General features: G+C 59.1%; 17 protein-coding genes. 7 read left to right on the top strand and 10 right to left on the bottom strand.

Going from position 1 to position 18,786, the window contains the following annotated elements; genetic code table 11:
* Window positions 1-32: 32 nt before the first annotated feature.
* Entirely contained in the window at window positions 33-785 is a 753-nt protein-coding gene (locus ABIE28_RS15380) for a fumarylacetoacetate hydrolase family protein (RefSeq protein WP_354064410.1), read from the top strand.
* A 42-nt stretch (window positions 786-827) separates the two neighbouring features.
* Here the strand turns inward: ABIE28_RS15380 and eda are convergent, their stop codons facing one another.
* Complete coding sequence (gene eda / locus ABIE28_RS15375) at window positions 828-1,484, bottom strand: bifunctional 4-hydroxy-2-oxoglutarate aldolase/2-dehydro-3-deoxy-phosphogluconate aldolase (protein ID WP_354064408.1); 657 nt, start codon at window positions 1,482-1,484, stop codon at window positions 828-830.
* 193 nt (window positions 1,485-1,677) lie between these two features.
* On the opposite strand from eda, the gene araD reads away from it, so the two are divergent.
* From araD to ABIE28_RS15360, 3 genes are read left to right on the top strand one after another with little or no spacing between them, the layout of a single operon-like run.
* Window positions 1,678-3,423 carry an L-arabinonate dehydratase gene (gene araD / locus ABIE28_RS15370; RefSeq protein ID WP_354064406.1) on the top strand — a complete coding sequence of 582 codons (1,746 nt, stop codon included), beginning with the start codon at window positions 1,678-1,680 and terminating at the stop codon, window positions 3,421-3,423.
* 32 nt (window positions 3,424-3,455) lie between these two features.
* Complete coding sequence (locus ABIE28_RS15365) at window positions 3,456-5,180, top strand: dihydroxy-acid dehydratase (RefSeq protein WP_354064405.1); 1,725 nt, start codon at window positions 3,456-3,458, stop codon at window positions 5,178-5,180.
* Window positions 5,181-5,228: 48 nt separating this feature from the next.
* The gene (locus tag ABIE28_RS15360) at window positions 5,229-6,119 is read left to right on the top strand and encodes a 2-hydroxyacid dehydrogenase (protein ID WP_502913437.1); all 891 of its coding nucleotides are present in this window, start codon (window positions 5,229-5,231) and stop codon (window positions 6,117-6,119) included.
* Between the two features lie 797 nt (window positions 6,120-6,916).
* Here ABIE28_RS15360 and ABIE28_RS15355 read toward each other — a convergent pair.
* Together ABIE28_RS15355 and ABIE28_RS15350 are read right to left on the bottom strand one after the other, a co-directional pair.
* Window positions 6,917-8,059, bottom strand: a complete 1,143-nt coding sequence (locus ABIE28_RS15355) for an ROK family transcriptional regulator (protein ID WP_354066463.1) — start codon at window positions 8,057-8,059, stop codon at window positions 6,917-6,919.
* 42 nt (window positions 8,060-8,101) lie between these two features.
* The gene (locus ABIE28_RS15350; protein WP_354064401.1) at window positions 8,102-8,749 is read right to left on the bottom strand and encodes an SGNH/GDSL hydrolase family protein; all 648 of its coding nucleotides are present in this window, start codon (window positions 8,747-8,749) and stop codon (window positions 8,102-8,104) included.
* A gap of 199 nt (window positions 8,750-8,948) precedes the next feature.
* Between ABIE28_RS15350 and ABIE28_RS15345 the strand changes: the two genes are divergently transcribed.
* The 3 genes from ABIE28_RS15345 to ABIE28_RS15335 all read left to right on the top strand — a co-directional run bounded on the left by ABIE28_RS15345 (window position 8,949) and on the right by ABIE28_RS15335 (window position 11,800).
* Complete coding sequence (locus ABIE28_RS15345; protein WP_354064399.1) at window positions 8,949-9,959, top strand: sugar ABC transporter substrate-binding protein; 1,011 nt, start codon at window positions 8,949-8,951, stop codon at window positions 9,957-9,959.
* Window positions 9,960-10,033: 74 nt separating this feature from the next.
* Window positions 10,034-11,008 (top strand): ABC transporter permease, encoded by a 975-nt coding sequence (locus ABIE28_RS15340; protein WP_354064397.1) that lies wholly within the window; start codon window positions 10,034-10,036, stop codon window positions 11,006-11,008.
* A gap of 3 nt (window positions 11,009-11,011) precedes the next feature.
* Window positions 11,012-11,800: an ATP-binding cassette domain-containing protein gene (locus ABIE28_RS15335; RefSeq protein ID WP_354064395.1), complete on the top strand. Its 789-nt coding sequence runs from the start codon at window positions 11,012-11,014 to the stop codon at window positions 11,798-11,800.
* Window positions 11,801-12,284: 484 nt separating this feature from the next.
* Here the strand turns inward: ABIE28_RS15335 and ABIE28_RS15330 are convergent, their stop codons facing one another.
* Genes ABIE28_RS15330 through ABIE28_RS15300 form a run of 7 tightly spaced genes read right to left on the bottom strand, consistent with a single transcriptional unit; the run spans window position 12,285 to window position 18,774 of the window.
* Window positions 12,285-13,031, bottom strand: coding sequence for an SDR family NAD(P)-dependent oxidoreductase (locus ABIE28_RS15330; protein ID WP_354064393.1), 747 nt, complete (start codon window positions 13,029-13,031; stop codon window positions 12,285-12,287).
* Window positions 13,028-13,906 carry an amidohydrolase family protein gene (locus tag ABIE28_RS15325; RefSeq protein ID WP_354064391.1) on the bottom strand — a complete coding sequence of 293 codons (879 nt, stop codon included), beginning with the start codon at window positions 13,904-13,906 and terminating at the stop codon, window positions 13,028-13,030. The genes ABIE28_RS15330 and ABIE28_RS15325 overlap by 4 nt, the downstream gene beginning before the upstream one ends.
* Window positions 13,903-14,856, bottom strand: a complete 954-nt coding sequence (locus ABIE28_RS15320) for an ABC transporter ATP-binding protein (protein ID WP_354064390.1) — start codon at window positions 14,854-14,856, stop codon at window positions 13,903-13,905. The genes ABIE28_RS15325 and ABIE28_RS15320 overlap by 4 nt, the downstream gene beginning before the upstream one ends.
* Window positions 14,857-14,858: 2 nt before the next feature.
* On the bottom strand, window positions 14,859-15,710 hold the full coding sequence (locus tag ABIE28_RS15315) for an ABC transporter ATP-binding protein (protein WP_354064389.1): 852 nt from the start codon (window positions 15,708-15,710) through the stop codon (window positions 14,859-14,861).
* The gene (locus ABIE28_RS15310) at window positions 15,707-16,561 is read right to left on the bottom strand and encodes an ABC transporter permease (RefSeq protein ID WP_354064388.1); all 855 of its coding nucleotides are present in this window, start codon (window positions 16,559-16,561) and stop codon (window positions 15,707-15,709) included. Before ABIE28_RS15310 ends, ABIE28_RS15315 begins: the two co-directional genes overlap by 4 nt.
* A gap of 2 nt (window positions 16,562-16,563) precedes the next feature.
* Window positions 16,564-17,574, bottom strand: a complete 1,011-nt coding sequence (locus ABIE28_RS15305; RefSeq protein WP_354064386.1) for an ABC transporter permease — start codon at window positions 17,572-17,574, stop codon at window positions 16,564-16,566.
* A gap of 9 nt (window positions 17,575-17,583) precedes the next feature.
* Window positions 17,584-18,774, bottom strand: coding sequence for an enolase C-terminal domain-like protein (locus ABIE28_RS15300; protein ID WP_354064385.1), 1,191 nt, complete (start codon window positions 18,772-18,774; stop codon window positions 17,584-17,586).
* Window positions 18,775-18,786 lie beyond the last annotated feature (12 nt).

Here is an 18,786-nt window from a genome sequence, read left to right as displayed (position 1 = left end):
AAAGGCCGTGCCGTGCAACCAAAGGATAGCTAATGAACGATCTCACCACGTTGGCCAACTTGCTCATCGCGGCGCAGAGAGACACGTCTTTGGTGGTTCCGGCAAGTGAATTCTCACAGCTGTCGCTGGGCGAGGCGGAGGAGCTACAGGATTTAGTCAAGCGGGGGCTGGGGAGGCGTGTCCCCGCTGCCAAGATTGGCCTGAACGACCAAGCAGGCGCTGTCGCCGCACCAATCTATGATACTGTCTACAAGGCGAGCGGCGAACCTCTGATCCTGCCAAAACGCGGCGCGGTTGGTATTGAGGTTGAGGTGGCTGTGATGCTTAATCGTGACCTGACATTTGAACTTGCGCAGGCGGACGATGCAGAATTGTTGGCCGCAGTCGATGCGTTTGTGCTAGTGATCGAACCACTCGCTACCAGGTACGACGACCGTACCGCAGCGGGACCTTGGGGGCCTCTGGCAGATAATCTCGTAACCGGTGGACTTGTTCACGCCAGCGATACGCCATTGCCGCGCGAACACAAAGTTGACGGCCTCGCTCTGTCGGTCACCGTTGATGGCGAAGTGGTTTATAGCCAATCCGCTCGCCATCCTTTCGGAGACGTGCTTACGCCCCTAAGAGCCTATGCCGGCGTTACGCGAGCAGGTGCATTTTCGATCAAAGCTGGCACGTTGGTGACGACTGGGTCGTTGTGCAGAAATATTGTGCCAGTCAAATCCACAGGTCGCGTTGAAGCTCGCCTTGGAAAAGATCACTCGGTGACAGTTGAGTTTATTTAGCGGTTTAGGCAGGGAAGGGTGCTCCACCCCTGCCTGCTTATGCTAGTGCTGGAGCAATTCGACCGCCCGCATGGCACGGGCGGCGATTTCCTTCCAGTCGCCTGCAGCGATCAGATCTCGGGGAGACATGAAGGCGCCGCCCACTGCAAAGATGTTGGGCAGAGCTAAATAATCCCGCAGATTGGCCTCCCCCGTGCCTCCGGTTGGGCAGAACTTAAGATCGGGATAAAGCGGCAGAACGTGCTTTACCCAGGCGATGCCGCCGACCAGATCCGCTGGGAAAAGTTTGAGTTCGAAGAAGCCTGCCTCGCGAGCAAGCAGGGCCTCGGTTGGTGTGCTCACACCTGGAACGAAGGGCAATTCTGCTCGGTCAATTGCATCTATGAGGCGTGGTGTCAGGGCTGGGCTGACGGCAAATGCTACTCCCGCATCTGCAACACGCTGAACCTGTTCGGGTTGGGTGATCGTTCCCGCACCGATGATTGCGCCAGAATTCATCGCCTTCATTCTGGCAATGACCTCGAGCGCGCATTCGCTACGCAGTGTCACCTCCAGAGTGGTGACGCCTGAACTTACCAGGGCTTCGAGCAGTGGTTCCGAGTGCTCCGGGTTGTCTACGTGTAGGACAGGCAGAAGTGGCGCGCGGCCTGTCATTCTGGACGCAACGCGCGAGCGCTGAAGTGGCGGCATTTCAGACATTAGACTGATCTCCCTATTTGCGGCTATTTCCGATCCCACGAAAAAACATATTCGGCAACTATTTTGTTGACAATAATGCCGACGACTTGGATTGTGAGTGTAAGCGTTGCGACCGCACTTGGTGAATGGTCGCGCTTCACAGCGCCGCCTGGTTTGGGCGAGCCGGGGCCGAAAAATACTGACTGGAACTCCTATGTCGCAGAACAGCAGAACGATGACTCTGGCGGATCTCCGTAGCCAGCGATGGTTTGGGGCAGAAGGGCAGCCTGGCAATCACAAGTCCTACCGAACCAAGCAGATGGGCTACACGAGTGAGGATTTTCAAGGAAAGCCTGTCGTTGGCATCATCAACACCTGGTCTGATCTGAATTCTTGCCACACTCATTTTCCGCAGCGCGTCGAAGAGGTTAAGCGCGGTATCTGGCAGGCGGGAGGGTTTCCTGTAGAGCTTCCGGCATTGAGTGTCGGTGAAACTTATGTACGCCCTAGTACGCTGATTTATCGCAACTTGCTTGCCATGGAGACGGAGGAAATTCTCCGCTCACACCCGCTCGATGGCGCGGTTTTGATGGGCGGCTGCGACAAGACAACACCGGGCCTGCTGATGGGCGCCGCCAGCATGGATATTCCCGTAATCTATGTTCCTGCGGGTTCTATGCTGAGTGGGCATTTCCGCGGGCAACGCAATCTTGGAACTGGCTCCAGTACATGGAAAGCGCTCGCGGACTTCCGTGCCGGCAAGAGCGACGAGCAGACCTGGCGTGCATTTGGTGAGGGCACAGCGCGTTCGCCGGGCACATGTAACACCATGGGCACTGCATCCACGATGACTGCGTTAGCCGACGTTTTGGGGATGACCCTGCCTGGAGCAAGCTCCATTCCTGCGGTGGATTCAACCCATTCTCAGATGGCCAGCAATGCGGGTCGTCGAATTGTTGAGATGGTATGGGAGGATCTCAAGCCAAGCCGCATCATGACGCGATCCAGCTTTCTCAACGCCGTCGCCGCTGACATGGCGCTTTCTGGCTCAACCAACTCGCTGATCCACCTGATCGCGATGGCTCGTCGTTTGGACCTTGAGCTCGATCTGAACGACTTCGCAGCTGCAAGTGGAAAAGTTCCTGTTCTCTGTAACCTGCAGCCTAGCGGGCAGTACCTCATGGAGGACTTCTACTATGCCGGAGGACTGCGGGCGTTGTTGCGCAACATCGATCAACACCTCGACCTTAGTTGCCGCAATGTAACTGGCGGCACTCTTGGCGAGGCCATTGTCGACGCTGAAACCTACGAAGATGATGTCATCAGGCCCGTTTCCAATCCGGTCTACCCTTCAGGGGGGCTTGTCGTTATTCGCGGTAATTTGGCGCCGCGTGGAGCTGTATTGAAGCGTGCCGCCGCACATGCCGACCTGCTGCAACACACGGGGCCCGCCGTCGTTTTTGTCAACTTCAAAGATATGCTCGCGCGGATAGACGATCCTGACCTGGAAGTAACCAAGGACAGTGTTCTAGTGCTGCAGGACGCGGGGCCGGTGGGGGCACCCGGCATGCCGGAATGGGGTATGTTGCCGATCCCCAAGAAGCTTCTGGAGCAAGGGGTCCGAGACATGGTTCGGATTTCAGATGCGCGCATGAGCGGGACTAGCTACGGGACTTGCGTGCTGCACGTTTGTCCCGAGAGCAGGGTGGGTGGGCCGCTTGCCCTGGTTCAGAATGGAGATCTGATCCGTCTGGACGCAACCAATAGCACCTTGGACCTGCTGGTGCCTGAGGATGAGCTTTCCCGCAGAAGGGCACTCTGGACCCCTCCACCTCCTCACTACGGGCGAGGCTATGGCGCATTGTTCAGCGAGCATGTGCTGCAAGCCGATGACGGTTGCGATCTCGATTTTCTGGCGCGAACCGGCAACACCCCTGACCCTGAAGCCAGGTTCTCCTAGTTCTTTGTATTTGTTAAGTTAAGTGAGCTCCAATGGAAGAGACTGCTAAAGGCATCGTCGGCGGCCTGACAAACTATGGCGATCCGCGTTTTGCCGCCTATCTGCGTCGCTCGTTTGCGCAGTCCATGGGCTACTCTCGCGACATGCTGAGCCGTCCGACCATCGGCATTACCTGGACTGCCAGTGGGTTTAACAATTGCCACCGAGGGGTGCCAGAGCTGGTTGACGCGGTCAAGCGCGGGGTGCTGGCCGCCGGTGGCTTGCCTTTGGACTTCCCGGTGACGTCACTCGGCGAGGTTTTCCTTAGTCCGACTAGCATGGTTTTCCGAAATCTGATGGCTATGGATGTCGAGGAGATGGTGCGCGCACAGCCTATGGATGCCGTTGTTCTTGTCGGTGGCTGCGACAAGACCTTGCCGGCTCTGGTCATGGGGGCGGCATCTGCAGGAAAACCCGCAATTGTGGTGTCGACGGGTCCCATGATGACGTCGCGCTACCAGGGGGAACGGCTCGGCGCGTGCACCGACTGCCGCCGCTTCTGGGGACGCTATCGGGCAGGCGAAGTATCCGATCAGCAGATCGACCAGGTGGAAAGCTCCCTCGCAACGACCGCCGGAACCTGCGCCGTTATGGGCACCGCCAGCACCATGTCCATCCTACTTGAAGTCATGGGCCTGATGCTGCCGGGAACGGCCGCCATTCCGGCTGTCCATGCGGATCGCTTGCGGGCTGCAGAGGCAACAGGCAAGGCGGCAATGGAGCTCGTTGCGTCAGGTCGCACGATTGATCAAATAGTCACCCAGGCTACGATCGACAACGCAGTTCGGATGCTGCTGGCCATTGGCGGCTCGACGAACGCGATTATCCATCTCGCAGCAATTGCGGGACGTCTTGGCTTCAAGATCGACATGGATCGTCTCAACGCAATCTCGGACGATACGCCAGTGCTGGTCGATTTGAAGCCGAGCGGAACCGCTTACATGGAGGACTTTTTCTATGCTGGTGGCGTTGGCGGAGTACTGCGTCGGCTGGGGGACAAGATTGATCGTAGCGCCCTGACCGTGACGGGGGAAACGCTAGGCGATCTTGTTCCCTCTGATGACACCTGGATTGATGAAGCTGTTATCCGCACCACAGAAGCGCCGGTACGGTCCGACGGTGGTCTGGTCGCCTTGTTTGGTTCGTTGGCGCCCAATGGGGCCGTTCTGAAACGTGCGGCGGCAGATGAAACTCTCTTCGAGAAAACGGCGCGCGCTGTCGTATTCAAGAACATGCAGGATCTGGCCGACCGAATTGATGATCCTGAGCTCGATGTAACGGCGGATGATGTTCTGGTTCTACAGAACGCTGGGCCCAAGGCCGCCGGTATGCCGGAATCTGGCTATCTGCCTATTCCTTCCAAACTCGCCAAACAGGGCGTGAAGGACATGCTTCGCATTTCAGATGCAAGAATGAGCGGCACCGCCTATGGCACGATTGTGCTGCATGTATCCCCGGAATCTGCGGCAGGTGGCCCTTTGTCATTGGTGCGTGACGGCGATCTCATTCGCATGAGTGTCAAAGGCAGGACACTGGATCTCCTAGTGGAGCCCGAGGAACTAGCTAAGCGCGTCCCCGTGGCCGCCCCCACCGCAGAAACAAGAGGCTGGCTAGGCCTCTACAATCGGCATGTGCTCCAGGCGGAGGATGGTTGTGACCTGGACTTCTTGCGTCCTGATGGCGCTGGCATGCGCCCATCAGAGCAGATTGGGAAATAAAGGATGATTTTCACATTGGCCTCCCCAACTATTTTGATGTTTGATCCAATGCTCCCCGAGATCGAGGCAGAGCTGGATCAGAAATATCATGTGCTCCGCCGGTATCAGGAAGCAGACCATGCCGAAATCGAGCGCTTGCTTGGCGATATCGTTGGTGTAACGACTGGCGGTGGAACCGGCATATCGAGGGATTGGCTTCTTAAACTGCCATCACTGAGAGTTGTTGCCGTAAATGGCGTTGGCACCGACAAGGTCGATCTGGCGACGGCCAGAGAGCGGGGCGTGGAGGTAAAGACCACTGCGGGCGTGCTGACGGCAGATGTCGCAGACATGGGACTCGCGCTGATGCTTGCTGTCCTGAGGCGGCTTCGAGACGGAGATGCGTTGGTCCGCAGCGGCGGGTGGGCTGATGGCAAGAAGTTGGCGCTTGGGACCAGTCTAAAGGGCAAAACTCTTGGCATCCTTGGCTTGGGACAGATCGGCAAGGCGCTGGCCAAACGCGCGCATGCTAGTGAAATGAACATCGCCTATTGCAGTAGATCAGAGACTTCGTCCGATCCGGCTTGGCAGCGGGCGAGCACACCAGCTGAACTTGCGGCCACAAGTGACGTCTTGGCAGTCTGTCTAAACTACACGCCTGAAACGCGGAGTATCGTCAACAGCGAAGTCCTGGAGCGGCTCGGGCCAACGGGCGTCCTCATCAATATTGCGCGCGGCGGAGTGGTCGATGAAAAGGCGCTGATCCGTGCACTCAAGGATGGAACCATTGCGGGTGCAGGACTGGACGTTTTTGAGAACGAGCCGCGTGTCGACACAGAGTTCAATACGCTGCCAAATGTGTTTTTGATGCCCCATCAAGCAAGCGCAACGCTGGAGGCCCGACAGGCCATGGGGCATCTGGTGCTGCAGAACCTTGCTAATCATATCGTCCGCGATTGATTTAGCAAGGAGCGTCGTCCATGCGCTAAGTATTTGTTCATTTTGGGCTGAGCGTCCTAGTGTCAGCGAAGCTATGCAGAAATAACAGTGATCTATATAAGGGGCGGATATTTTTGATTTACCTGAACAGGCGTTCGCATCCCGACGTTGCTTTACGCCGACGTGCAGGAGCGATTGGAGTCGCCATTAGCGCTCAATACACTGATGCACGAAGGAAAGTCTCAAGCGAGATTCACTATACGATCGCCTGGGGCGGCCGGCAGGAATATCCGTATCCCAAAGCCCAAGTTCATATCTGCCGGGTCATTGATGCGCTCAGCGTCGAGCGTTTCATTTGGGGATCCGACTTCCCGGCGCGGACTAAGGCCACGGGCCGCCCGTGAACAATGTCTTCGCGATCGAGAGTCTGACCGTCAAACTCACCACGCATAAGCGCTCGTTTGACGTCGCCTCCAACATGTGCCTCACGGTGGCGCAAGGGGAGATGCTGGCAATAGTCGGAGTGTCCGACTCGGGCACGAGTATGACGGCATTGTCGACTATGAGGTTGCTGCTGGAGCTTGTCGCGAAGATTGCGAACGCAGCATCCGATTTGTCGAGATGGACCTGGCAAGTGCCGATGAAGCCACTATGCGCACCCGGCGCGGCAATCGCATCGGACTGGGCTTTCAGGAACCATTAGCGTCACCACGCGTGTCGCGCCGCATATTGCTGAAGTGCTTGAATTGCATCAGCAGCCCCATCATCAGGCGCAGGGTCCCGGGAGCGACCCGACTGTGACCAAAAGACATCGTCAGTTACAAGCTGAGTAAGGAGTTCTCGACCATGTATCGGGAGTGCAGGCACAGCGCGGCAGCGCCAACTGCCTTGCTGAAGCTGCCGATAGTGCCGCCCTGCACGGTAACGTCTGCAAAATGCGTAGTGAGATGGTCGGCAACCTGGTCCCGCAACGCATCTGCGATAGGGCGCGGGACGCGGCCGTCAATAATGACCATGCGGATATCGACAAAGCTTGAGAGCGCGGTGATGGCATCGGTCAGATCGGTCGCACATCGCTTGATCCAGGCGGATTGCGCCGGCCCAAAATCCGGCCATGTCGTATCGCCCCGCCAGATGGCGTTGCCAGCGTCACGATCAGTGGGAGCGAGGTCGGCATACAGGTCACTCAGCGACGTGATGGTCTGGTTGATGAAGCGCTTGCCTGCATAGATGCGATGGCCGAGCGCCAATCGGCAACTGGTGGTGCCGCCCACGAAGAAATAGGCAAAATCGTTTAGCTGACGGGCCGCGCCGAAAATCATCTCGGCCCCAGCTGCAGCCGTTACATCGTTCTGAATGTGCACGTCCATGCCAGCAATAGCGCCGACCCGAGCTTCGAAATCGACCTCGGCCCAGCGTCGTGCCGCCGCGTCCGACATGTCCGTGAGGTCCAGATTTTCGATGCCTTCGGGCACGGCGATGCCGATGCCCGTCAGCCGGGACCTGTGAGCGGGCGCTATTGCGCTTCGCAGAGTCTCCAGATCGGTAGCGAGCCGATCGAAGATCAGATCTGAATCGGGAAAGTCGTAGATGTAGCCGATGCGGTGCTGCACCTGTCCCAGAAAATCTATGAGTACGAGATCGGTACTTTTCATTCCGATCTTCACGCCAATAGAGAAGGCGCCGTCCGCCCTCAGCGAAAGTGGCGTAGTCGGGGGGCCAACCCGGCCCCGTTGGGCATCGCCCAGCACTACCAGCTCGTCGCGTTCGAGCGCCCGCACGATCACCGAAATGGTCTGGGCGCTGAGGCCGCTGCGCTGCCCCAGCTCCATGCGCGAGAGCTGGCCGTGTTGGCGCAGTAGCGACATGATCAGGCGCTCGTTGTAGCTGCGGACGCTGATCTGATTCAGACCTCCGACCCGATCATCCACCCTCATGGCCGGCGGCGGGGCAAAACGCATGTCAGGCACGGTGGGCGCCTCCCAATTCCATCACAAAACCGGTCATTGCTTTAGCCAGCCAATGGCCTCAACCGCCTCGGCCATGGCGACACCAAGACGATTATGGCCTTGAGCGTCGAGATGAAAGCCATCAATAGCGCTCGAAGTCACGATCGAGCCAGCGTCGAAGAAATGCACCTCCAACGCATCGGCGATGCTGGCATATTCGGAAGCCAGCAGCAGCGACTTTTCGCGCCCGCCATCGAAAACGCTTTCCCAACCGCGCAGGTCTTCCAGAATGGGCGGCGGCGAGACGATCATGATTTCGGGGACACACTGGCCGGGCCCGGCCCGCAATTCCTTGATGTCCTGAACTAGCGCGCCCATGCCCATGGCAATCTCCGAGGCGGGCTTATGGAAGCGTACCTTGAGATCATTGGTGCCGAGCATGATGATCACCAGATCGAGCGGCTTGTGGCTGTTGATGCAGGGCTTGAGATAGCGGCGGCCATTCTTTTCATCCCCTTCGATCGGATCGTCGCTCACCGTCGTCCGGCCGCTCAGCCCTTCTTCAATGACCAGCCAGTCCGGCGCCAGCAAGCCGCGCATGACCCCGGGCCAACGAATGGTTGGACCAAAGCGCTCATCGGGCGTGTCGGCAGATGTCTGCCCGTAAGTGTTTGAATCTCCGAAACATAGGACAGATCGCATGTTCTCTTCCCAATCCTTGCGCTGATTATGGGCGCAGCACTTTCGCCGAACCTAGAAACTGCCTCTACGAAAGTCAATTGATCATTCAAGTTGAATAATCATTTGACAGGCGCATTTTGCTGCTGTTTGCTGCCGACGAATGAGGCGGGGAGGACCGCCTGGCGGCAGGGGCCGCTCATTCGTTCTTGAGGAGGACAAAATGCATATCGATTTGCCGATCGCCCCCCACGGTCTGAGGCGGCTTGCGCTCTCTATCTCTTTTGCCGCTTTGTCGGCCTTTGCTGCCGTCTCGCCGGCGCAGGCTCAGAACGAAGGACCGATCCTGGTGGTCAGTGGTCCGCTGTCATGGCCATTCTTCGCTGCAGTAAAACAGGGGTTTGACGATGCCGCCGAGCTTTATGGGGTGGATTATCAATACATCGCGGTGACCGACACCGCCAACATGACCAGCGAATACCCGCGGCTCCTGCAGCAGGCCATTAGCCGCAGTCCGTCCATTCTGCTGGTAGGCGAGTTCTTTCCGGACGGCATGGACCCGCTGATCAAGGAAGCGACCGACCAGGGCATCCCGGTGATCATCCACAATTCGGGGCAGACACTGTGGGAGCAGAACGGCTCGCTCGGGTTCATCGGTGAGGACCCCTATCAGATGGGCCACAAGGCCGGTCAGATACAGGCCGAAAGTGGGGTGACTAAGGGGCTTTGCTTCAATCAGGTTCCGGGCAATCCCACCGTTGAAGCGCGTTGTACAGGCTATATCGACGCCATGACCGAAGCGGGCGCCGCAACCGTCTACCAGACAATTGGCACCGGCGAGGCTGCCAACCAGCAGGCTATGATGCAGGCCATCATGGGCACGCTGCAGGCCAATGCCGACATCGATGGCATCTATACGCTCAATGCGGAGCCGGCGATCAGCGCCCTGCGCGCGGTGCAAGATGTTGGCCGCGCCGGCAAGATCAGTATTGGCACAGCCGACCTTTCCAACGAGGTGCTCGAGGCGATCAAGGCCGGCGATATCGCCTTCGCCATGGATCAGCAGCCCTATCTCCAGGGCTACCTGTCGATCCAGTCGGCCGTGCTCTACAGTCGCTATGGCCTGCACCCGATCGGCGCGGTGACCACCGGCCCGCTGGTGATTGATAGCACCAATGTCGACAAGACACTTGAAGTGAACCGCAAGTTCTCGGGCGTTCGCGGCGCATCCTGATCCACGCGTCTGTCGGGCGGCTTGGCGGCCGCCCGGCGTCTACTCTGGTCCGATCCGTGAAAGTACAGCAGCCAATGCGCAATCTTCTCCGTCGACCTGAATTCGGCGCTATCGCCGCCTTCCTGGTCACATATCTCTTCTTCGCCCTGACAACCACAGCTGCCGGTTTCGTGTCCATCAACGGCACGGCCGGCTGGCTAAATCTGGCGGCGGAGCTGGGCATCATCGCCATCCCGGTGGGGCTGCTGATGATCTCGGGCGAATTCGACCTGTCGATCGGTTCCACCGTCGGGGCTGCCTCGATGGTTGTTGCCATAGGCACGAATTTTCTGGGCGTGCCGATCTGGCCGATGATCGGGCTGGCTTTAATCATGGGTGCTTTAATTGGCGTTATAAACGGCCTTGTCGTGGTCAAAACAGGTGTCGCTTCATTCATCGTCACGCTGGCCACCAATTTTGTGGTGCTCGGTGCCACGATGGGCGTTTCGCGGCTGATCGCCAATGTGACGTCGAGTTCGATCGTGTCCGATCCGGCGGCCAAGTTTCTGTTCTCAGCGCGCTGGGGGCAGGCCAATATCTCCATCCTGTGGTGGATGGCCGTTGCGTTGACTGGCGCCTACGTGCTTTCGCGCACCAGCTTCGGCAACTGGATCTTTGCGACGGGAGGCAATCTTGTCGCGGCGCGCGGGGCCGGCGTTCCCGTCGAACGCGTCAAAATTACCCTTTTCGTGTGCACCGGCATAGCGGCCGCTTTTGTCGGCGTGTTGCAGGGCGTGCAGTGGAACTCGGGCAATGCCACCTATGGCATGGGTTACGTCTTCCAGGCCCCCATCGTCGCTGTGATCGGGGGCGTGCTGCTGGGAGGCGGCTACGGGTCGGTAGTTGGTATTGTCATAGGCACCGCCATTTTTGGGGTCATATCGACCGGCATATTCTACACCGGATGGAGCACGGACTGGATTCAGCTGTTCCTTGGACTGTTGCTGGGCGGCGCCGTTCTGGCCAACAACTACATCCGCCGTTTCGCCCTTTCGGCACCGAGAGGTTAAGCCATGCAGCACATCAATCCGATCCTTGAGCTGCGCGACGTCAGCAAAACCTTCGGCTCTACCCCTGCGCTTCAGCATGTATCTCTGCAAGTTCATCCTGGCCGCATCCTGTGCCTTCTGGGAGACAATGGCGCGGGCAAGTCGACCCTGATCAAGGTGATGTCTGGCTTTCATGCGGCCAGCCGCGGTGCGGTGCTGTTCGACGGTAGCGAAATCCGATTCAGCGGCCCGCGAGAAGCGCGCAAGCTAGGCATCGCTACGGTGCACCAGGATGTTGGCTCGATCCCGCTGATGAGCGTTGGGCGCAATTTTTTCTTGGGCGCCGAGCCCGTCCGCAAGCTGGGACCGCTGCGGCCGCTCGACTTGGAAACGGCCAATCGTATCGCGCTAGAGCAGATGCAGAAATTCGGCATTACTCGGGTGAAAAACGGCGACCAGCTTGTCGGCACCATGTCGGGTGGTGAGCGTCAGGTGCTGGCCATCGGCCGAGCAATGTATTTCGGAGCGCGGGTTCTGATCCTGGACGAGCCGACTTCTGCGCTAGGCGTCAAGGAAGCGGCGATCGTACTAAAATTCATGCGTCAGGCACGGGCAGATGGAGTCGCAATAGTCTTCATCACGCACAACGCCCGTCATGCCATGGCGGTGGGCGACGATTTCGCCGTACTGATCCAGGGGCAAGTGGCAGCCGAGTTCAAGCGGGGCGAAAAATCACGCGAGGAAGTTCTCAACCTCATGGCGGGAGGCGAACAAATGACCGATCTGGAGCGCGATCTTGATGTCGTAGACTGATCTCCAGCGGACTCGTGCGCCTCGAAAGTGGTAGGCCCTGATTTCGGGAACGCATGAGCTTGGTGGAATGTCCCAGATGTGGCGCGTCGGCTTGTGTAAGTTCGACGCGCTCAAAAAGTTTCTCCATGGTCCGGCGAAAGCTTGCAGACACACCTCGTCGAGCGTCCAATGAATCTCGACACAAGTGATCAATGGCAGAAAATAAACTCTAGCTTCCTTTGAAAACCTACATGCGCCAGTTATTCCACAATAGGCTAGGTCATCGCTTACTCGAGCTACGGTGTTGCCGCCGCAAGGATGACCATTAGTGCGGACGGCACCGTTCGTTTCGAAGTGAAGGTTCGTTGAACGCCGAAGTGGAGGGCGTTGCGAATTGCCCGATTGTGACTTCAGGTCCTAACGCCATGTCTACGTTGGCGCTGAATATTCTCGCCCCCAAAGGACAGTCCACACCCCAATTTCAATTTTGATTTGAAGAGATTGCTCAGTAGGTGGTGCGCCCGCCTGACAGGTCGAAGACGCTGGCGGTGGTGAAGCTGTTGTCTCTGGAGACCAGCCAAGCAACCATCGCCGCCGCCTCATCGACCTCGAGGAACCTGCCGCGGGGAATGCGGACCAGCATATATTCGATGAATTCTGGCGTCAGCGTGTCGAGGATGCGCGTCTTCGCGGTCGCTGGTGTGATGGCGTTGACGGCGATGTCATATTTGGCCAGCTCTTTGCCAAGCGATTTGGTGAGCCCAATCACACCAGCTTTGGCGGCGGAATAGGCAGACAGGTTCGGATTGCCCTCCTTGCCTGCGACAGACGAGATATTGACGATCCGGCCATAGTTTCGGGCTTTCATTGAGCCGATGACCACCTTGTTGACGTAGAAGGTGCCGTTGAGATTGATCTCCACGACCCGGCGCCATTCGTCGGGATCGTAGTCTTCCAGCGGGGCATTATTCCCCGCAATGCCAGCCGAATTGACGAGGATGGATACGGGGCCAACCGAAGCTTCGACCTCGGCATGGGCTGCAGTGAGCCCAGCCAGATCAGTAATGTCGACGACGACGCTGGAGGCATTTTGCCCCAATGCATCGACTGCAGCGGCCAGCAGTTCGGGATTGAGATCCCAAAGGCTCACCTTTGCTCCGCTATCGATCAGTCGCTTCGCCATGGCAAAGCCGAGCCCCTGGGCGCCACCGGTGACGATGGCTGTCTGGTTGTTGAGGTCTATGGCGTTCATTTCGAATTTCCTGTGTCGAGGCGGCTGCGGGTCGCGGAGGCGCCGCGCAGCAGGCGATCCATGTTGTCTTTGAGTATGTCTTGGTGGGTGGATGCAGGGAATGGACTGTGGCGCTCCAGCATCGATTGGGTCTGCCGATAGGTCATGTAGCGCCTGGAAACGGGGTAATCCGAACCCCAGACGATACGCTCCGCCCCGAATGCCGCAAGGATCGGTGACCAGCAGGGCTGCATGTCGGAGTAAGGAAACTCGTGTTGCGGCGAAGTGATGTTGCCCATGCCTGAATACTTCAGGTGAATGTTGGCGTAGCCGGAAAGGGCGACGATCGCTGCGCCGTCTTCGGCATTGTTGGTGTGCCGATCGCCAATATGGGCCAGGTGATGCAGCAGGATCTGCAAATTGGGCAGTCGTGCCGCCAAAGCGCCTATCGCTGCCATTTGGTGGGGCAGGGCAGAAAGGCTGAGCAGAAGCGATCTGTCGGATGCCAGCTGCATGAAGGGTAATCCTTCCGGCCCGGTCAGCCAGCTCCCGTCTTCGCTGGGGTCCAGATAATGAGTGAAGCCGACGAAATCCCAGCGTCCGAGCGCCTGTTCCAGGCGCTGCACAGCGCCGGGCTTACGAAAGTCGGAGGCCCACCGGCATTCGAGGTCGGGAAACACGATAAGCCGGCGGGGATGGCGCGTCGCGGCGTCAAAGGCGTAGTCGACATTGTCGGGATTGCCGCCGATGCGTGCACAGATGACGACGGCCTTCTCCACCGCATGCTGATCCATTTCGAACAGCAATTGTTCGGCACACCCCCGCGTTTCCGCATCGGGAACCTCCGGCTGGTATGGCCAGCGCTCCCAGATGTGGGTATGGGCGTCGATGGTCATGAAGCCAGTGCATCCGCTTTCGCCTGGCTGACGGCAAGCTGGACCTGTGCGGCGGTAACGGCAGCTTCTCCTGGGCGCACTGGCGCCGCGACGGCCCGCTCAGGCCCGGTCGGGTATAGCAGGACCTGGCCTTTTGGCGGGGCAAATGGCTGCGTGGCGACGTCGAGGTTCCACGGCGTGTCAGGGTCTGGCGATGGCACGGCTTCGATGAGGGAGCGGGTATAGAGGTGGGCCGGATCGTGGATCACCTGTTCTGTCGCGCCGACTTCCATGATCTGGCCGCCATGCAGCACGACGATGGAGTGGGCAACCTGATAGGCGGTGGTCAGATCGTGGGTCACGTAGATCAGCGAAATGCCCCGGCTGCGATTGAGCTCGTAGAGAATCTCGAGGATTGTCGAGCGCAGGGATGCATCGACCATCGACACGGGTTCGTCGGCCAGAATGATTTCGGGCTCCAGCAGCAAGGCACGCGCGATCATGACACGCTGGCGCTGACCGCCTGAGATCTGGTGTGGATATTTGCCCAGGGTTTGGGCCGGGTTGAGGCCGACACTGCGCAATGTCTTTTCGATCCGGTCATAGGATTCATCGCGTGACGCCGAAATGCCAAACGTCTTGAGCGGCGCGAGCAGAGGGTGGTCGATCTTGTAGAACGGGTTGAAGGCGTCGAACGGATCCTGAAAGATCGCCTGGACCTCGCGTCGGAACAGCTTTTGCGCAGCCCCGCTCATCTTGGGCAGCGGCTGGCCGTCATAGATCACGGTGCCGGTGGTTGGCGTCTGGAACCCCAACAACATGCGGATCAGGGTCGTCTTGCCGCTGCCGCTTTCGCCGACCACTGCCGTAATGGCGGGGTGAGCGCCGCCGACCGCCAGAGAGACGTTTGACAGGGCCGGTTTGCCAGAGAACGATACCGAGGCTTCCCGGACTTCCAAAAACTTGGCCATGATCAAACGCTTTCCTGAAATTCAGCCGGGCGGACGGGCCGTGCAGCGCCCGAACGGAACGATTTGAGCCGGTCAAACGAGGGCAGGGAGTCGATCAGCATTTTTGTATAGTCGTGTTGCGGGTTGGCGAAGAGGTCGCGAACCGGGCCTATTTCGACCAGTTTGCCCTTGTACATGACGCCCATGCGGGTCACGAAATGGGCCATGAGCGCCATGTCGTGGCCGATCAGGATCACCGCGGCGCCAAGATCCTGCTGGACGCGGCCCAGAGTGGCGAGCACCTGTTTTTGAACGATCACGTCAAGCGCACTGGTCGGCTCGTCGGCCAGGATCAGCGAGGGCTTGAGGGCGATGGCCATGGCGATGCAAACGCGCTGTTTCATGCCACCGGAAAGCTCGTGCGGATAGCGAAGGCGCACATCGGGGGACAGTCCCACATGGGTGAGCAGATCGCCGATGACCTGGGCCCGTTGCTGTCGGGTGTGGCGAATGTCGTGGTCGTCAAAGATGTCGCCCATTTGCTCGCCGATGCGCAGCACTGGATTGAGCGAACTCATGGCGCCCTGCGGAACGAGCGAGATGTCGGCGAAGCGCAGACTACGATATTCGGCGTCAGAAACCGTGGCCAGATCGCGTCCATTCAGGCGCATATGACCGGCGCTGACCTTTCCTCCACGCAACATGCGCATCAGGGCCAGAATAGTGGTGGACTTGCCCGATCCAGACTCTCCCACCAATCCAAACCGCTCGCCGGGGGCGAGGGAGAAACTGACATCGTTGACGGCGCGAAAGATCCCGCCGCGCGTTCCGTAGTCGATGACGAGATGGTCGACCTCTAGGACGGGTGCGCTCATGAGCTCGCTCCCAGGCGTTTGTTGACGAAGGAATCCATGCCTGCGGAAGTCAGCATCAGGCCAACGAAAATGGTTGCGATGGCTAGGATCGGCGGCCCCCACCACCACCACATCCCGCGAATGATGGCGCCATAGAACTGGGCCCAATAGATGGTCATGCCGAGCGTGAGCTCGTTCTGTGGTCCCAGACCGAGCGCTTCGAGCCCGACGGTTGCGAGCATGGCGTTGGACACGGTGATGACGAAGCTGGCGGCAATGAAAGGCAAAAGGTTCGGCAGCACCTCGACAAACACCAGCTTGAGCCCGGATGTGCCGTTCAGGCGAGCCACTTGCACATAGCCGCGCTCTCGCAGTGACAGGGTCTGCGCCCTTATCGTGCGTGCGGCGACCATCCAGGAAAGCGTCGCGACGATCACGGCCATCAGTTCGACAGTCATCTCGCGGACATTGGCAGCGACCAGTACGAGGATGGCGATGCCGGGGATGGTCATCATCACGTCCGAAGCGAGGCGGATGACGGTGTCGACCCAACCGCCGACAAAGCCGGCGATCAACCCAAGCGCAACGCCCACGGACAGGCTGATCAACCCGGACGTCAGCCCGATACGCAAGGTTTGTGGCATGGCCAGGATCATCACCGTAAACATGTCGCGACCCTGACCGTCCGTGCCGAACCAGTGTTCCATCGTCGGCGGCGAACGGGGGATGGTCGCGCCGACGCGGCTATTGGCGAAATCGACGAATAACGGGCCGAGAACAGCCAGCAGGCAGATCATCAGCATGAGTGACAGCCCAAAGAACAGCGTTTTGTTGCCGGTCAGCTCGGAAGCGAAGAAGGAAAGGCGGCCCATGGTCATTTTCCCTTCGCGATCCGGGGATCGATGAGTGGATAGATCAAATCAAGGATGAACATCGCGACGGCGATCGACACCGAAAGCAGCAACACGATGCCCTGGATAACGAAATAGTCCTTGGACTGAATGGCCTGGTAGAGCCGGAAGCCAATGCCGGGATAGGAGAAGATGACCTCCACCAGAATGGCGCCCGAAACGATATGGCCCAGCGCCATGGCAAGCTTGGTCATCTGCGGCAGCAACGCGTTGCGCATGCCGTAGCGCAGGAAGATGCGCTTGGGCTTGAGCCCCTTGGCGTCGGCGAGCGCGATATAGTCTTCACCGAGCACCGAAACCATCATGCCGCGCATGCCAATGGCCCAGGCACCGATCTCGGCGATGATGATAGACAATAGCGGCAACGTGGCGTGCCAGGCGATGGCACGAAAGGTTTCGAAGTTGAAGCCGGCACTCATGCCGAACGGCATGCCGCCCCCTGCCGGGAAAATCCGGAACACCACCGCGAAGAGGTAAAGCAGGATCATGCCGATGAGGAAGTAGGGGACTGACGACAGCAGAAGCACGCCCGATCCGAAGGTCTTCAGGAAGCGCGGACTGCGCGGCCAGCCCATCAGGCCGCCCAGCAAGGTGCCGATGGTGAAGCTGACCAGAGTTGCAAAACCGAGCAGACCGAGTGTCCAGGGCAGGCCCGCCAGAATGGCGTCACCCACGCGCTCGGGATAGTTGGTCAGCGAATAGCCAAGGTCGAGGCTGAAGACCGACTGCCAGTAGGCGAGATATTGCGTCAGGATGGACTGGTCGAGCCCGAAACGGGCGCGATATGACGCAACCATGGCGCCGACGTCACCCATTGCGCCGCCGCCCGAGGCCATCAGCTGGTTGAGCTGGTTCTCGATCGGGTCGCCGGGCATCAGGCGGGGCAGGGCAAAGTTGATCGAGACGGCCAGAAAGACCACCAGCATCATGATGCCGAAACGGCGGGCGACGTAGTCCCAGTAACTGGATGTCATCGTGACCGCCTAGGCTCGCATCGCTTCAAGCAGGTCCTCGGTGAGGCCCAATCCGAAACCGGGCGCGTCGCTGGGGACCAGACGCCCGTTTTCCGGCACGGCCATGCCGGGGAAAACCACCGTTTCCTTGAGCGGGACGCCCGCTCCGGCGCCGACGAAATATTCGCCCCAGCGCACATTGGCGTTGGCATAGCTGAAATGCTGGCCGTATGGGGTGTTCATGCCGGCATGGAGCATCATCTCGATGCCGGACGCCTCTGCGATGTGGTTGATGCGCTGACACGCCGTGAAGCCCCCAACCCAGCAGATGTCGGGCTGGAAGATATCGGCAAGGCCGCGCTTGGCCGCATGGGCAAAGGGGTATTGGGTGTACCAATGCTCCCCGGTTGCAAGGGTCATGTAGGGGATGCGGCTGCGAAGCGTTTCGTGCGCATCGAGATTGTCGGGGTTGAGGCAGTCTTCGATCCAGCGCAGACCAAGGGGGCGCAGACGTTCGGCCAGACGCACCGCAAATTCGACGTCAAAGGCCATCCAGCAGTCGAGCATGAGCTCGACGTTCGGGCCGATCAGGTCGCGAGTCTTGGCAACGAGGTCTTCGTTCTTGGAAAGCGCGTCGAGACCGTCGAACAGGCCGTATGGGCAGGCAAGCTTGGTTGCCTCGAAGCCGAGTTCCATGTGCCACTCGGTGTCATTTCCGGTGGCATAGCAGAACTGGCTCTCGCGTGCGGGCCCGCCGGCAAGTTCATAGACCGGCGTCTTGAGCAGTTTGCCCTTGAGGTCCCACATGGCCAGGTCGACGGCGCTTATGGCATAGGAGGTCAGGCCACCCGAGCCATAGGGCATGGACATGCGCATCATCATGTCCCAGACGCGGTCGCTCGCCATGGCGTTCTCGCCGATAAGCAGCGGCGCGAAATGCTCGTTGATGAGGCTGATGACGGGCTGGCCGTTTCGCGTGACTCCAAAGCCGGTCGTGCCGTCGTCGGCTGTGATCAGGCATCCTACAGCGCCGTCGAAGCGCCAGGTGGAGCGCAGCTTTTTGAAGCGCTCATAGCCCGACATTGGTCCTGCAACCTCCGCCCCGCTCGTCCAGGGAGGGCGCTTCGGTGTCGTTCTTTCTGTGCCGAGATCGCCCTTGTAAAGGGCGCCGACCATCTCGTTGCGGATGGCAAAGGCTTGGATGTTCTGGATCTTGGCCATCAAGGCGGACTC

Source organism: Devosia sp. 2618 (assembly GCF_040546815.1).
Classification (GTDB): Bacteria; Pseudomonadota; Alphaproteobacteria; order Rhizobiales; family Devosiaceae; genus Devosia.
Note: the sequence above shows the minus strand (reverse complement) of the source record. Positions and strands in the feature narration are given on the sequence as shown.